This is a genomic window from Enterobacter sp. N18-03635 (assembly GCF_004006055.1).
Lineage (GTDB): Bacteria > Pseudomonadota > Gammaproteobacteria > Enterobacterales > Enterobacteriaceae > Enterobacter > Enterobacter vonholyi.
Map to the genome: position 1 here is coordinate 2,594,680 of NZ_CP034769.1, position 15,709 is coordinate 2,610,388.

The window sequence follows — 15,709 nt, forward strand, 5'->3', positions numbered from 1 at the left end:
GGCGCTCCTTAACGGTCTTTCGGGTCGAGGGCATCACGCAGGCCATCGCCGATAAAGTTAAAACAAAACAGGGTAACGACCAGGAAACCCGCCGGATAAAGCAGCAGCCACGGAGACACTTCCATTGAGTTTGCGCCATCGCTGAGCAGCGCGCCCCAGCTGCTCAGCGGCTCTTGTGTACCGAGACCCAGGAAGCTCAGGAAAGATTCAAACAGGATCATGCTTGGCACCAGCAGCGAGGCATAGACCACCACCACGCCCAGCACGTTAGGAACGATATGGCGAACCACGATATTCCCGGTAGAGACACCGCCTACCTGCGCCGCTTCGATAAACTCTTTGCGTTTGAGGCTCAGCGTCTGGCCGCGAACAATACGCGCCATATCCAACCAGGAAACCATCCCGATGGCCACGAAGATCAGCAGGATATTCTGACCAAAGAAGGTCACCAGCAGGATGACGAAGAACATAAACGGGAAGGAGTTCAGGATTTCCAGCAGACGCATCATCACCGAGTCCACTTTGCCGCCAAGGTAGCCGGACAGAGAGCCATAGAGCGTCCCCACGATCACCGCCACCAGAGCGGCAGCAATACCGACCATCAGAGAGATACGGCCACCGATAGCGACACGCACCAGCAGATCGCGTCCGGATGAATCCGTGCCAAAATAGTGGCCTGATTCCATATCCGGCGCGCTGGACATCATGCCCCAGTCGGTGTCGAAATAGGTAAATTGCGACAGCATCGGCGCCAGGGTCACAAACAGCGCGATGATCACCAGAACCACCAGACTCGCAACCGCCGCGCGGTTGTGCATAAAGCGACGGCGCGCGTCCTGCCAGAGGCTACGACCTTCCACTTCCAGTTTTTCACTGAAGTTTTCCAGCGCCTCGCTGTTTTTCTTACTCAACATCATGGCGTGCTCCAGTTAGTAACGGATTTTCGGGTCGATGACGGCGTACAGGACATCAACGATAGCGTTAAAGAGAATGGTCAGCGCACCGACGAGAATAGTCAGGCTCAGTACCAGCGAATAGTCGCGGTTAAGCGCGCCGTTAACAAACAGCTGGCCGATGCCCGGCAGGCCGTAAATTGTTTCGATAACCATCGAGCCGGTAATGATCCCGACGAATGCCGGTCCCATGTAGGAGAGCACGGGCAACAGTGCCGGCTTAAGCGCGTGGCGGAAGATAATCCGACGCATCGGCAGCCCTTTAGCACGCGCGGTACGAATGAAGTTCGAGTGCAGCACTTCGATCATTGAACCACGGGTGATACGCGCGATACTGGCGATGTACGCCAGAGATAATGCCACCATCGGCAATATCATGAACTTCAATGCCCCGCCGTTCCAGCCGCCGCCAGGCAGCCACTTCAGCGTAATGGCAAATATCATCACCAGTAATGGCGCAACAACGAAGCTGGGTATGACTACCCCGGTCATCGCCACCCCCATTACGGCATAATCCCATTTGGTATTTTGTCTGAGCGCGGCGATAACGCCTGCGGTGACCCCGAAAACGATCGCCAGAATGAATGCCGCAGCACCCAATTTCGCTGAAACCGGGAAGCTGGAGGCCACCAGGTCGTTAACGGAATAGTCTTTATATTTAAATGACGGTCCAAAATCACCGTGGGCCAGCTGCTTCAGGTAATTGAAGTACTGGGTAGAGATAGGATCGTTTAAGTGGTATTTCGCTTCGATATTCGCCATGACTTCTGGCGGCAGCGTACGCTCACCGGTAAATGGACTTCCCGGCGCGAGGCGCATCATGAAGAAGGAAATCGTGATGAGAATAAATAGCGTTGGAATCGCTTCAAGACAGCGACGTAGGATAAATTTCAACATTGCCCGTACCTTCTGGCGTGTGCCTATATAATGTGACGTTGGTTAGACACCGTGGGGCGAGCACGCCCGCCCCACTCATTGCCATTAATGCTTGATAATATACAAGTTTTTAACGTAGATATTATCCATCGGGTCTTTACCGGTGTACCCACCTACCCACGGTTTCACCAGACGGGCGTTAACGTAGTAGTAAACCGGAACGATCGCGGAATCTTTATCCAGCTGCTGCTCGGCTTTAGAGTACAGTTCAGTACGCTGTGCTTCGTCAGTGGTTTTCAGCGTGTCGGCGATCAGCTTGTCAAACGCCGGGCTCTTATAGTGCGCGGTGTTGTTTGAGCTGTCACTCAGCATGGTGTTCAGGAAGGAGGTCGGTTCGTTATAGTCCGCACACCAGCCAGCACGCGCCACGTCAAAGGTGCCCTGATGACGGCTGTCGAGGAAGGTCTTCCACTCCTGGTTCTCCAGCTTCACGTTCGCGCCCAGGTTCTTTTTCCAGATCGAGGCGACGGCGATAGCCAGTTTTTTGTGCAGATCGGAGGTGTTGTACAAGAGGCTGAAGGTTAGCGGCTTATCTGCGGTGTAGCCCGCTTCGGCCAGCAGTTTCTTCGCTTCTGCGTTACGCTGTTCCTGAGTCTGTTTGAACCAGTCTGGCTCGGTCAGTTTTGCGCCATCGGTGTATGGAGGGGTATAGCTGTACGCAGGCAGATCGCCCTGGTTTTTCACTTTGTTGACGATGATATCGCGATCCAGTGCCAGCTTCAGCGCGGTACGAACACGTACGTCGGTAAACGGTGCTTTCTGGTTGTTGATTTCATAGTAATAGGTGCACAGGTACGGATCGACGTGAACTTCTTTAGGGATCTCTTTCTTCAGTTTCTGGAACAGCTCAATCGGCATGTTGTTATAGGTCATGTCGATTTCACCGCTGCGGTAGCGGTTAACGTCAGTCACTTCGGACGAAATTGGCAGGTAGGTCACCTGATTAATAACGGTTTTAGCGTTGTCCCAGTATTGCGGGTTACGCTCAAGCACCATACGCTCGTTGACCACCCAGTCTTTCAGCTTATAGGCACCGTTGGTCACGATATTGGCAGGCTGGGTCCATTTCTCACCAAATTTTTCCACGGCAGATTTTGGTACCGGGGAGACGGACGGGTGAACCAGCAGCTTATAGAAGTACGGAACAGGTTCGCTCAACGTCACTTCGAAGGTATTGGCATCGATCGCTTTAACGCCCAGATCGGTGATTGGTTTTTTGCCCGCGATGATGTCATCAATATTGGCGATGTGGCCATATTGCAGGTAGCTCGCATACGGAGAGGCGGTTGTAGGATTCGCCAGACGCTGCCAGCTATAAACGAAATCTTCAGCCGTGACCGGCGTACCGTCGGACCATTTCGCATCCTTGCGCAGATGGAAGGTCCAGACTTTGAAATCTTTGTTTTCCCATTTTTCTGCGACACCCGGTGCCGGGTGGCCGTCTACGTCTGTCACCAGCAGGCCTTCGAACAGGTCGCGGTTAACGTTAGACTCAGGAACACCTTCAATTTTGTGCGGATCAAGAGACTGAACTTCCGCACCGTTGTTACGCACCAGCGTCTGTTTCTCAGCCAGTTGAACACCTGCAGGAACGTCCGCAGCCATTGCAGCGTTGCCCGCGATTAGCGCAGTTAAAATCCCCGCCGCTACCAGATTTTTTTTTGTGATGATGGACATTGTGTTGGTACTCCACTCATTATAATGACTGGCCTTCGCCAGCTGTGTAATCCCCTGTTGGGGCCTGTACAGCGCAGGAGTTTTTTTTGCTGCTGTCAGGTTCTTCTTTTACTGCTTGCTATCACCGACTTTTTTATTACTGACCGCTCGTATGGCCGTCTTGCGTCGATTCTTTACAGGCCTCCCCTGTTTGAGGCCTGGGCTGGATATCTGAGATGAGAACCATATGAAAATAATTCTCATCTGCTTGTTTTATGCTGCAAAATATTAGGCCGGAAAGTATCAAATGGCGTAAACGTGCGCCAATACATTTTGCAAATTTGTTAAGCAATTCTCTTTTACGGTGAGTGCCGTATCGTTGAGGGCAGCCTTGCCGGACATCAAACATCACTAAAAAAACATGACATTCAATAGGATAGAGAAAATTTTCTCTACAAGCGCGTCGCTGCGCTATCATCGAGTGATTTTGTACAAAAATTTAACAACTGGTTATTATTTAGCACATTCATCTAGGGGAATGTTGAAATTACTAATATCATTTCGGTTATCTCTCAGCAAGCCCCAGAGTATCATGTGAGTAAAATAACAGAGCGATCGAAGATTTTCTGTGCAGGCGGGTTTTAGGGGGATTAATAACTTGTTGAAATACAAGCAATGAACATTATTAGTAGAATTTATTATGATATGTGAGCATTTCAACTTTAGTTATAGGATTTACTGATAATGACGTAAAAAAACGGAGCCGTTGCTCCGTTCTTTCATACGAAATATCAGTGCAGCAAACCGGGGAAAATGCTTTTAATTCCCGTCACGATAAATTCAATCCCTAACGCCATCAACAGCAGGCCCATGATACGCGTTATGACGTTAATTCCCGTCTGCCCCAACAGGCGTACAAGCCAGGGCGCCATGCGGAACACTCCCCAACAACAGAGCGCAAAAATGGCAATTGCGACGGAAAAACCGATCAGGTGCATCAGGCTATGGTAACGCGTCCCCCAGACAATGGTTGAACTGATGGCACCAGGACCGGCCATGAGCGGTAAGGCCAGTGGCACCACGCCAATACTTTCGCGGATGGCAGTTTCTGACTTCTCCTGCTTGTTCTGCTTATCCTCGCCGAGCTTACCGCTGATCATGGACATAGCGATGGTTACCACCAGGATCCCACCCGCAATACGGAAAGAATCGATTGAAATCCCGAACAGTTGAAGAATCGTGTCTCCGAGAAAAAGGGAGGTCAGCAATATGATAGCTACCGACAGGTTAGCGGTAAGGTTGGTCTTGTTCCTGGCCGCCGCCGTCTGGTAACTCGTCATACTAATGAAGACAGGAATGATCCCCACCGGGTTGACCAGGGCAAACAAACCAATAAAAAATTTAAAATACGTTGGAAAATCAAAGAGCGTTTGGATCACGTTTTGCTCCGCTTATACACATGCCCGGGACTGACAATTTGTCGTGAGAAATCGCGCTGAAGATACCCTTTTTATCAGCATACTTCACTTGAAATCTGTACCAAAACGTTATCATTTCAGGATGTTAAACATATGTATAATCAATGATAGCGTTGCTTCCAATACTTACTTAATTATTTAACACTGGAAAAATCTCAAAGAAATAACCCTGCTGAAAGGTATCAGCTTGGGGAAAAATTGACACAGATCATGATTTCAGTACTCAGAAGTGAGTAATCTTGGTTACACCCCCAGGGAGGTCACCTGACAAAAAGGGATGATGCTAAGGTAAGGCTCTTTTAGTAAATTAGTGTGCTGACGCAGAAAGTAACTCTTTGTTTTACTTTGTGTTACGCAAGTCGTATCGGCTCTGTCTATACTGTGTGACGTATCGAGCGCTGGTTTACTAAAAGAGTTTAAACATTATCAGGAGAGCATTATGGCTGTTACTAATATCGCTGAACTGAACGCCCTCGTCGAGCGCGTTAAAAAAGCCCAGCGTGAATATGCCAATTTCACCCAAGAACAGGTTGATAAAATCTTCCGCGCGGCCGCACTGGCTGCTGCAGATGCTCGAATCCCTCTCGCTAAAATGGCCGTTGCCGAATCCGGCATGGGTATCGTGGAAGATAAAGTGATTAAAAACCACTTCGCTTCCGAGTATATCTACAACGCCTATAAAGATGAGAAAACCTGTGGCGTGCTGTCCGAAGACGACACCTTCGGTACCATCACCATCGCTGAACCTATCGGCATCATCTGCGGTATCGTTCCGACCACTAACCCAACGTCTACTGCTATCTTCAAATCACTGATTAGCCTGAAGACCCGTAACGCAATCATCTTCTCTCCACATCCACGTGCGAAAGATGCGACTAACAAAGCTGCGGATATCGTCCTTCAGGCGGCGATCGCTGCTGGTGCACCAAAAGATCTGATTGGCTGGATCGACCAACCTTCCGTTGAGCTCTCCAATGCGCTGATGCATCACCCGGACATTAACCTGATCCTGGCGACCGGTGGTCCTGGCATGGTTAAAGCCGCATACAGCTCCGGTAAACCAGCGATCGGTGTTGGCGCCGGTAACACCCCTGTTGTTATCGACGAAACCGCTGACATCAAACGTGCCGTTGCGTCTGTACTGATGTCTAAAACCTTCGATAACGGCGTTATCTGTGCATCTGAACAGTCTGTTGTTGTCGTAGACTCTGTTTACGACGCCGTTCGTGAACGTTTCGCCAGCCACGGCGGCTACCTGCTGCAGGGCAAAGAGCTGAAAGCAGTTCAGGACATTATCCTGAAAAATGGCGCGCTGAACGCCGCTATCGTGGGTCAGCCAGCGTACAAAATCGCTGAACTTGCAGGCTTTACCGTCCCGGCTACAACCAAAATCCTGATCGGTGAAGTGAAAGTTGTCGACGAGAGCGAGCCGTTTGCACACGAAAAACTGTCTCCTACGCTAGCCATGTACCGTGCGAAAGATTTCGAAGACGCGGTAGAGAAAGCTGAGAAGCTGGTTGCCATGGGCGGTATCGGTCACACGTCTTGCCTGTACACCGACCAGGATAACCAGCCAGAACGCGTCGCTCACTTCGGTCAGATGATGAAAACTGCGCGTATCCTGATCAACACCCCTGCTTCCCAGGGTGGTATCGGTGACCTTTACAACTTCAAACTCGCACCTTCCCTGACTCTGGGTTGTGGTTCCTGGGGTGGTAACTCCATCTCTGAAAACGTTGGTCCAAAACACCTGATCAACAAGAAAACCGTTGCTAAGCGAGCTGAAAACATGTTGTGGCACAAACTTCCGAAATCTATCTACTTCCGCCGTGGCTCGCTGCCAATCGCGCTGGATGAAGTGATTACTGATGGCCACAAACGTGCGCTCATCGTGACTGACCGTTTCCTGTTCAACAACGGCTACGCTGACCAGATTACCTCTGTGCTGAAAGCGGCTGGCGTTGAAACTGAAGTGTTCTTTGAAGTTGAAGCTGACCCTACCCTGAGCGTTGTACGTAAAGGTGCTGAGCTGGCTAACTCCTTCAAACCAGATGTGATTATCGCACTGGGCGGTGGTTCCCCAATGGATGCCGCGAAAATTATGTGGGTCATGTACGAGCACCCTGAAACCCACTTCGAAGAACTGGCGCTGCGCTTTATGGATATCCGTAAACGTATCTACAAGTTCCCGAAAATGGGCGTAAAAGCCAAAATGATCGCGGTAACCACTACTTCCGGTACCGGTTCAGAAGTTACACCATTTGCGGTAGTAACAGACGATGCGACAGGTCAGAAATACCCGCTGGCTGACTACGCGCTGACCCCAGACATGGCTATCGTTGATGCAAACCTGGTCATGGAAATGCCTAAGTCACTGTGTGCGTTCGGTGGTCTGGATGCGGTAACTCACGCCCTGGAAGCCTACGTTTCTGTACTGGCATCTGAGTTCTCTGACGGTCAGGCTCTGCAGGCTCTGAAACTGCTGAAAGAAAACCTGCCAGCGTCCTACAATGAAGGGTCTAAAAACCCGGTAGCACGTGAACGCGTTCACAGCGCAGCAACCATCGCCGGTATCGCGTTTGCCAACGCCTTCCTGGGTGTTTGCCACTCAATGGCGCACAAACTGGGCTCACAGTTCCACATTCCTCACGGTCTGGCGAACGCCCTGTTGATCAGCAACGTTATCCGTTATAACGCTAACGACAACCCAACTAAACAGACTGCTTTCAGCCAGTACGACCGTCCACAAGCACGTCGTCGCTATGCTGAAATCGCTGACCACCTTGGTCTGAGCGCACCGGGCGACCGTACTGCTGCGAAGATTGAGAAACTGCTGGCATGGCTGGAAAGCCTGAAAGCTGAGCTGGGTATTCCTAAATCTATCCGTGAAGCAGGCGTTCAGGAAGCTGACTTCCTCGCTCATGTAGATAAGCTGTCTGAAGATGCCTTCGATGACCAGTGTACTGGTGCTAACCCGCGCTACCCACTGATCTCCGAGCTGAAACAGATTCTGCTGGATACCTACTATGGTCGTGAGTTCAAAGAAGGTGATGTTGCCGCTGTGAAAACAGAAGTTCCTGTCATCAAAGCTGACAAGAAAGCGAAGAAAAGCGCTTAATTGACAGCAGCAGATGAAAAACCCGCCTTATTGGCGGGTTTTTTTATGTCTGAATAACAAGACTGACATTATTTTCTGTTGTCGTGCTGAATCGCCGTCAGCGAGCCTACAGACAACGCTTCTTTATAATGCTTACGGCAGACCGAAACATAGCGTTCATTACCGCCTATCACCACCTGCTCACCATCTGCATAAGGTTTACCGGCCTGGTCAAGACGAAGCACCATACTGGCTTTGCGACCGCAGAAGCAGATTGTTTTCAATTCAACAAGTTTATCCGACCAGGCAAGCAAATACTGACTCCCGGCAAAGAGCTCACCGCGAAAATCCGTGCGCAGACCGTAACAAAGAACGGGGATATCAAGCTCATCGACCACTTCTGACAGGGCATATACCTGTTCACGCGTCAGAAACTGGCTCTCATCGACCAAGACACAGTGAATCGGCTGCGCAGCATGTTCTGCATGAATGTCTTCAAACAGATCGGTTTTCGGGTTAAAAAGCCTCGCAGGCGACGAGAGTCCTATTCTTGAGCTCACCTTACCTGCGCCAAAGCGATCGTCAATTTCAGCCGTATAAACAACGGTACGCATCCCGCGCTCCTGGTAATTGTACGAGGATTGCAGCAACGCGGTGGATTTCCCGGCATTCATTGCCGAATAGTAGAAATAAAGTTGTGCCATTGGCCGTAAAACCCTAATCAATGTGTAATATTCCCGATGAGTCATTGTACCATATTTTGTCTGGTCATCAGCGATGTAGCACACAGGGGAAGCGTTTCAGCGCGGAGTTTACAACCTTCTTTTCATGAAAATAACCCGTTAAAACATGTAGTAAACGCCCCCTCCTCGGCCAATATGTTATATGTTCAGCAAAACATAACACTGCTTTTTATAGTGGAATCCCCGTTCATTAAAATTCACTATTTATTAACTATTTCAGTCTTAACATCACGGAGGGGAACTAATACAAAAGGCTGATATTTCTCCGCCGCAACTATAATTCCTGCGGGAAATGTCACAAAAAAAAGACACAATCGACCGGGTTAAGCAGCTTCCGGTGATAACAACCGAGACTGCTGGGTGGTGAAATTTAAGTTAGCGTAATTAATAATAGCGCCATTATTTAGTATTTTTTGAATTCCTTACATTCCTGGCTATTGCACAACTGAATTTATGGCTCTATTATTAGGTCAACAAACCACCCCCCATTATAAGTTTGAGATTACTACAATGAGCGAAGCACTTAAAATTCTGAACAACATCCGTACTCTTCGTGCGCAGGCAAGAGAATGCACCCTCGAAACGCTTGAAGAAATGCTGGAAAAATTAGAAGTTGTAGTTAATGAACGTCGCGAAGAAGAAAGCGCTGCAGCGGCTGAAATCGAAGAGCGTACTCGTAAACTGCAGCAATATCGTGAAATGCTGATTGCTGATGGTATCGATCCAAATGAATTGCTAAACAGCATGGCTGCCGCTAAAACCGGTACTAAAGCCAAGCGTGCGGCACGTCCTGCTAAATATAGCTACGTTGACGAGAACGGCGAAACTAAAACCTGGACTGGCCAGGGTCGTACTCCTGCTGTAATCAAGAAAGCGATGGATGAGCAGGGTAAACAGCTGGACGACTTCCTGATCAAGGATTAATCGAGCCATATTCAGAAAAATCCCGCATATTGCGGGATTTTTTTTAACCTAAATTTGTCGCATACATCCTCTTACACTCTGTCATAAAGCATTATTTAGCAATTTCATCGACTGTACTTTCAGACAGGTTTTTGGGAGTGTTATGGGCATAAAAAAACCGGTGGGCAATGCCTCACCGGTTTCGAACATTTACAACCGTGGCTTATTTCTTAATACCTACGCTCTCTTTGAGCCAGGTTTTAAATTCTTCACCAAGGGTATTGTGGCGGATACCATATTCAACAAACGCCTGCATATAACCGAGCTTATTACCGCAGTCATGGCTCTTACCTTTCATATGGTAGGCCTCAACGGTCTCTTTCTCGATCAGCATATCGATGGCATCCGTCAGCTGGATCTCATCACCCGCGCCTGGAGGCGTTTTAGCCAGCAGAGGCCAGATTTCAGCACTCAGGACATAGCGACCTACAACGGCAAGGTTTGAAGGCGCTACGTCGGCTTTAGGCTTCTCTACGACACCAACCATTGGCACACTTTCGCCCGGCTCAAGGTTAACGCCTTTGCAGTCAACCACACCGTATGCCGTTACGTCTTCAACAGGCTCAACCATAATCTGGCTACTGCCGGTTTCGTCGAAACGTTTGATCATTTCAGCCAGGTTATCCTGAGAAAGATCGGATTCGTATTCGTCCAGAATTACGTCGGGCAGAATTACCGCTACAGGCTCATCACCTACAACAGGATGCGCACACATAACAGCGTGGCCCAGACCTTTAGCCAGGCCCTGACGAACCTGCATAATGGTGACGTGTGGAGGGCAAATAGATTGAACTTCTTCTAACAGCTGACGCTTAACACGCTTTTCCAGCATGGCTTCAAGTTCAAAGCTTGTATCGAAATGGTTTTCGATAGAGTTTTTAGATGAATGCGTAACCAGCACAATTTCAGTGATGCCGGCTGCGATACATTCATTAACGACATACTGGATTAATGGCTTATCAACCAGAGGCAGCATCTCTTTAGGAATCGCCTTAGTTGCTGGTAACATCCTGGTCCCCAATCCCGCTACCGGGATAACGGCCTTTCTGACTTTCGAATTTAGGGCAGCCATTCAAATTCTCCTGAGCTGTTCAAGTTTTGAACTTTTATGCAATAAATAACGCGTTGAGTATATCAGCCTCGCCCCGCAGTCCGGGTCTGAAAAGAACGCGTTGCCGATCAATTAGGACAAATACGCATGAATCTGGGCAGCGATAGTAGCACTCCCCGTAAAACACAGGTAAAGCAATCTTAAAATTAAGATCCAACTGCTTATTCCGTGGACAACATTAAGCGTAGCCGTCCCCCGGCGCCCCAAATTTGGCACTGCCAGGAGGAACAGCGGTGGCTAATTTGATTAAGATAAGCCGTTCCCAATGTCCCAAGCGGCACGCCGTTACTCACCTGAATATGATGTTCACCGGTATTCAGTGAAGCGTTGAGACCTGCTGAGACGAGGATCAGATTTTTTAAACCGCTGTGGTAATAGCCGACCAGCAGCGGGAACTGTCCAGGTAAATTGGCCTGACGAAAAAGCTGGTTTACTTGTTTGAGTAAACTGCCTAACTCCGGTAGCCGTTGTCCCTGATGCGATAACTGTTCCTGCAACAAACCATTAAATAGCGCGCGAAGAAGTAACGCGGCTAATACACCGTTATCCCCTGCCCGGGTGACATCCAGAGAATAAAACGCAAGGTCGGTATCAGATAAAGGTGCGATATCCAGCACCAGTCCGGGCTGGTCAGCCGCTACCAGCTGGCGATAATTTACGCGACAGTGTGAAATAGTTTGCTGTACAGGCGGCTGGAGCTCTTGCAATAGTTTTGCCGCAGCAGGCGGATTACTCACCAGGGCATCCCAGTCCTGGAAAAGACGTTCCTCTTCCTCTACCCGGGAATTAAACATATTGGGATAAAGGCACGCCAGGACCGTTTCACGCAGCCGGTTCAGATCCTTGACCGGTTTAAGCAGAATATCCTGGACGCCAAGACGTAATGCTTTGGCAATATCCGCCATATTCTCTGTGGCCGAGATCACCAGAATCGGCGTCTGGTTACCTTCGTTACGCAGATGTTCAACCAGCTTCAGTCCATTCATGCGCGGCATCGCTATGTCGCAAATCATCAAATCGGGCGTAATGCCGATCATTTTTTCCAGGGCGTCGATGCCATCTTCAGCCAGTGACGTCATTGCGCCCAGCGAGGATAACCACGAATCCAGTAGCGATCGGAAAACGGGCTCGTCTTCAACAATCAAAATGTGTTTTCCGGCCAATGGCTGCGTCATGGTTCCTCCCCTGGCTGACAGTAACTAAATAGTGGCATGCGATCGGCACTATCGCCTGTCAGATTTTGCTGAAGTAGTCAAAAAAAGGTGCTTAACGTGCGGTCTGCACAAAAGGCAACAATTCGTCTATTTTCTTTTCGACGGCTAACGAGCCCGCTGCGATGGCGGCCTCAGCCCGATGGAAATCAAGAGTAGAGATTTGCGGACAGTACGGCTGAATAAGGATATCCGGAGGGTCGCCTGCCATACGGTTACGTTTAAGGCGATTCTCGAGTACCTGTATTGACGTGGTCATGATTTCTATCGCCGTCGGCGCGGTAACCGAGCGTCGCGCGGCCATACGCCCGATTCTGCCGCGCAGGCGCTCGTGCCAGGCAAGTTTCTCGCCCTCAGCATCTTCGCTCTGCAGATTGACCGGCATGAGATCCTGTTGCATCAGGTGGGCATCGTGCTGCAGATCGACGGCAATTACGATGTCAGCCCCCATTGCACGGGTCAGAGAGATGGGAACCGGGTTAACGACGCCACCATCGACAAGCCAGTAACCGTTGTGTGGGACAGGCGCCATGAGTCCCGGCATACTGCAGGAGGCGCGCACGGCAAGATGGATATCCCCTTCGGTTAGCCAGAGTTCGCGTCCTGTACTGAGGTTCGTCGCGACGGCGCCAAAAGGCATCTGACAATCAGTGAAGTCTTCGAGAGGCATAACCTGGCGGAACTGGTTAAAAACGCGTTCGCCGCGCAACAGTCCACCACGCTGCCAGGAGAGGTCCATCAGACGCAGCACGTCCCAGTAGCTGAAGGAACGCACCCAGGTCTCGAGTTCCGTAAGCTTTCCGCACGCGTAAGCGGATCCGACAAGCGACCCGATAGAACACCCTGCGACAATATCTACGTCAATGCCCATCTTGTTTAAGGCATTAATCACGCCGATGTGTGACCATCCCCGGGCTGCACCTGAGCCCAGCGCCAGTCCAATTTTAACCTTTCTCATTAGCCCTGTTTTACTTCCCCTGGATTCCTGACATAGCGTCAACGCAACAGCTCAGTTAACATAGTGCTACCCGAAGCGTTTTACGCCTTTATTTTTTGTTCCAGGAAGAGAATCGTGTCTCAACTCTGCCCTTGTGGTAGCGCTCTGGAGTATAGCCTATGTTGCCAGCGATATCTGTCTGGCGATCAGGTTGCACCAGACCCGTCACACCTCATGCGTTCACGTTACACTGCTTTTGTGATCAAAGACGCAGACTACCTGATTAAAACCTGGCATCCCTCCTGCCACGCTGCCGAATTCAGAAAGGACATCGAAGCCGGCTTCGCGAACACGCAGTGGCTCGGCCTCACCGTCTATGAATCATCTCCAGGCAGTCATGTTGATGAAGGTTACGTCAGCTTTGTAGCCCGTTTTAACGAGAATAATAAACCGGGGGCCATTATCGAACGTTCCCGGTTCTTAAAGGAAAGCGGGCAGTGGTATTATATTGACGGAACGCGCCCACAGTTTGGTCGTAACGATCCCTGCCCGTGTGGTTCAGGTAAAAAATTTAAAAAGTGTTGCGGGCAGTAATGCCTGACAACCCAGACTTCGCAAATACAAACAGGATTTCCCGGCGATGCAATCATTACAACGTAAAGTTCTGCGCACCATCTGTCCCGATCAAAAAGGGCTGATCGCACGAATTACCAACATTTGCTATAAACATGAACTGAATATCGTGCAGAACAACGAGTTCGTTGACCACCGTACCGGCCGCTTCTTTATGCGTACCGAACTGGAAGGTATTTTCAACGACACCACTCTGCTGGCCGATCTGGACAGCGCGCTTCCGGAGGGTTCCGTGCGCGAACTGACCCCAGCCGGTCGACGCCGCATCGTGATCCTGGTGACCAAAGAAGCACACTGTCTTGGCGACCTGCTGATGAAAGCAAACTACGGCGGTCTGGACGTCGAAATTGCTGCCGTTATTGGCAACCACGAGACGCTGCGCACGCTGGTCGAACGCTTTGATATTCCGTTCGAGCTGGTCAGCCACGAAGGCCATACGCGTGAAGAACACGACGATTTGATGGCCCAGGCCATTGAAGCGCATAACCCGGACTACGTGGTGCTGGCGAAATACATGCGCGTGTTAACGCCATCTTTCGTGGCGCGTTTCCCGAACAAGATCATCAACATTCACCACTCGTTCCTGCCGGCCTTTATTGGTGCGCGTCCATACCACCAGGCGTACGAGCGTGGCGTGAAGATTATTGGCGCGACAGCCCACTACGTGAATGACAACCTGGACGAAGGTCCCATCATCATGCAGGACGTGATTCATGTTGATCACACTTACACCGCTGAGGACATGATGCGTGCAGGGCGTGACGTTGAGAAGAATGTGTTAAGCCGCGCGCTGTATCAGGTGCTGGCACAGCGTGTCTTCGTTTACGGCAACAGAACCATCATTCTTTAATCTTTCGGAAAATGAATTGATTAGCTTTGCGCCTTTACGGATAAAAAGCAGGCAAACAGCTTCATTTCTCTAAAGGAATGCTTTACAGGGGCGTCTCATTTGATATGATGCGCCCCGCTTCCAGCAGGAAGCAGGCCAGTAAAAAAGCATTACCCCGTGGTGGGGTTCCCGAGCGGCCAAAGGGAGCAGACTGTAAATCTGCCGTCATCGACTTCGAAGGTTCGAATCCTTCCCCCACCACCATCTCTCAGCACGACCTCAAAATTTGAATTACCCCTGGTGGGGTTCCCGAGCGGCCAAAGGGAGCAGACTGTAAATCTGCCGTCATCGACTTCGAAGGTTCGAATCCTTCCCCCACCACCATCACTTTCAAACGATTCCAAACCTTCAGTTCGCACCAGGCATCATGAATTTCCGTAACGGGGAAGGATGAGAAGCTTCGACTAAGGTTCGATTCGAGCGTAGCGAGAAAGCGTTGCCGCAGGCAACGACCCGAAGGGCGAGGCGCAACGCGCCGAGTAATCCTTCCCCCACCACCATCACTTTCCCGAATAATCCAAAAAATCATTTTAAAACTAAACCGAGTCCGCCTTCGTAGGCCGGGTAAGGCGCAGCCGCCACCCGGCAACAGATGGCTACATCGGCGGCAAACGACGCCTGACCGGTGAACTTTTCACAATCGACGTATTACACTGGGCATGTTCCGCCAGCCCATCCAGCAGCGCATCAAGCTGTTCGATTGACCGCACCACCAGCCTGATGACAAAGCAGTCCTCCCCGGTCACCTTGTCGCTCTCAATACACTCCGGCATCGCCTGAATATACTTATCCACCTTATGCAACAACCCCGGCAAAGGCCGCACGCGCACCAGCGCCTGCAGCGTATACCCCAGCGCCGCCAGGTTCACCCGTGCACCATAACCCTCAATCACACCGCGCTCTTCCAGCCTTTTAAGACGTTCTGCCGTGCTGGGAGACGTCAGACCGATGCGGCCGCTGAGCACCTTCAACGACATGCGCGCATCCTCAACCAGGCAGGCTAAAATTTGCCGGTCGATATCATCGATAAGGTATTCCATCGCTTTCACCTAATTTTAATAAGCCATTGCTGCATTTCACCTTATCTCAACCCTGTAAAACC

At 50.3% G+C, this 15,709-nt stretch carries 13 protein-coding genes, 2 tRNA genes and 1 other RNA gene; 7 read left to right on the forward strand and 9 right to left on the reverse strand.

Translation table 11 applies throughout. The features are described from left to right. Nucleotides 1–8: 8 nt before the first annotated feature. The 4 genes from oppC to ELK40_RS13140 all read right to left on the reverse strand — a co-directional run bounded on the left by oppC (nt 9) and on the right by ELK40_RS13140 (nt 4,984). Entirely contained in the window at nt 9–917 is a 909-nt protein-coding gene (oppC, locus tag ELK40_RS13125) for an oligopeptide ABC transporter permease OppC (RefSeq protein WP_008502787.1), read from the reverse strand. A 12-nt stretch (nt 918–929) separates the two neighbouring features. Beyond that, entirely contained in the window at nt 930–1,850 is a 921-nt protein-coding gene (gene oppB / locus ELK40_RS13130) for an oligopeptide ABC transporter permease OppB (RefSeq protein WP_008502786.1), read from the reverse strand. A gap of 84 nt (nt 1,851–1,934) precedes the next feature. Next, on the reverse strand, nt 1,935–3,566 hold the full coding sequence (oppA, locus tag ELK40_RS13135; RefSeq protein WP_008502785.1) for an oligopeptide ABC transporter substrate-binding protein OppA: 1,632 nt from the start codon (nt 3,564–3,566) through the stop codon (nt 1,935–1,937). Nucleotides 3,567–4,336: 770 nt separating this feature from the next. Then, nucleotides 4,337–4,984 (reverse strand): YchE family NAAT transporter, encoded by a 648-nt coding sequence (locus tag ELK40_RS13140; protein ID WP_008502784.1) that lies wholly within the window; start codon nt 4,982–4,984, stop codon nt 4,337–4,339. A 478-nt stretch (nt 4,985–5,462) separates the two neighbouring features. Between ELK40_RS13140 and adhE the strand changes: the two genes are divergently transcribed. Beyond that, nucleotides 5,463–8,141 (forward strand): bifunctional acetaldehyde-CoA/alcohol dehydrogenase, encoded by a 2,679-nt coding sequence (gene adhE, locus ELK40_RS13145; protein ID WP_059446810.1) that lies wholly within the window; start codon nt 5,463–5,465, stop codon nt 8,139–8,141. A 68-nt stretch (nt 8,142–8,209) separates the two neighbouring features. Here adhE and tdk read toward each other — a convergent pair whose 3' ends face one another. Further along, nucleotides 8,210–8,824: a thymidine kinase gene (gene tdk / locus ELK40_RS13150; RefSeq protein WP_111965933.1), complete on the reverse strand. Its 615-nt coding sequence runs from the start codon at nt 8,822–8,824 to the stop codon at nt 8,210–8,212. 549 nt (nt 8,825–9,373) lie between these two features. On the opposite strand from tdk, the gene hns reads away from it, so the two are divergent. Further along, the gene (gene hns, locus ELK40_RS13155) at nt 9,374–9,787 is read left to right on the forward strand and encodes a histone-like nucleoid-structuring protein H-NS (RefSeq protein ID WP_008502781.1); all 414 of its coding nucleotides are present in this window, start codon (nt 9,374–9,376) and stop codon (nt 9,785–9,787) included. Nucleotides 9,788–9,989: 202 nt separating this feature from the next. On the opposite strand, the gene galU is transcribed toward hns, so the two are convergent. The 3 genes from galU to rssA all read right to left on the reverse strand — a co-directional run bounded on the left by galU (nt 9,990) and on the right by rssA (nt 13,106). Beyond that, nucleotides 9,990–10,898 carry a UTP--glucose-1-phosphate uridylyltransferase GalU gene (galU, locus tag ELK40_RS13160; RefSeq protein WP_008502780.1) on the reverse strand — a complete coding sequence of 303 codons (909 nt, stop codon included), beginning with the start codon at nt 10,896–10,898 and terminating at the stop codon, nt 9,990–9,992. 200 nt (nt 10,899–11,098) lie between these two features. Further along, entirely contained in the window at nt 11,099–12,112 is a 1,014-nt protein-coding gene (gene rssB / locus ELK40_RS13165) for a two-component system response regulator RssB (RefSeq protein ID WP_127731313.1), read from the reverse strand. A 91-nt stretch (nt 12,113–12,203) separates the two neighbouring features. Further along, nucleotides 12,204–13,106, reverse strand: a complete 903-nt coding sequence (rssA, locus tag ELK40_RS13170; protein WP_115875457.1) for a patatin-like phospholipase RssA — start codon at nt 13,104–13,106, stop codon at nt 12,204–12,206. Between the two features lie 114 nt (nt 13,107–13,220). Here rssA and ELK40_RS13175 point away from each other — a divergent pair, with 114 nt between their 5' ends. The 5 genes from ELK40_RS13175 to ELK40_RS13195 all read left to right on the forward strand — a co-directional run bounded on the left by ELK40_RS13175 (nt 13,221) and on the right by ELK40_RS13195 (nt 15,107). After that, on the forward strand, nt 13,221–13,679 hold the full coding sequence (locus ELK40_RS13175; RefSeq protein WP_127731315.1) for a YchJ family protein: 459 nt from the start codon (nt 13,221–13,223) through the stop codon (nt 13,677–13,679). A gap of 46 nt (nt 13,680–13,725) precedes the next feature. Then, entirely contained in the window at nt 13,726–14,568 is an 843-nt protein-coding gene (gene purU, locus ELK40_RS13180) for a formyltetrahydrofolate deformylase (RefSeq protein WP_023312104.1), read from the forward strand. Between the two features lie 158 nt (nt 14,569–14,726). Beyond that, nucleotides 14,727–14,811 (forward strand) — tRNA-Tyr (locus ELK40_RS13185). 35 nt (nt 14,812–14,846) lie between these two features. Continuing rightward, a tRNA-Tyr gene (locus ELK40_RS13190) sits at nt 14,847–14,931 on the forward strand. A 45-nt stretch (nt 14,932–14,976) separates the two neighbouring features. Next, a non-coding RNA gene (locus tag ELK40_RS13195) (RtT sRNA) lies at nt 14,977–15,107 on the forward strand. 96 nt (nt 15,108–15,203) lie between these two features. Here ELK40_RS13195 and ELK40_RS13200 read toward each other — a convergent pair. Further along, nucleotides 15,204–15,647, reverse strand: coding sequence for an Lrp/AsnC family transcriptional regulator (locus ELK40_RS13200; RefSeq protein WP_127731317.1), 444 nt, complete (start codon nt 15,645–15,647; stop codon nt 15,204–15,206). Nucleotides 15,648–15,709 lie beyond the last annotated feature (62 nt).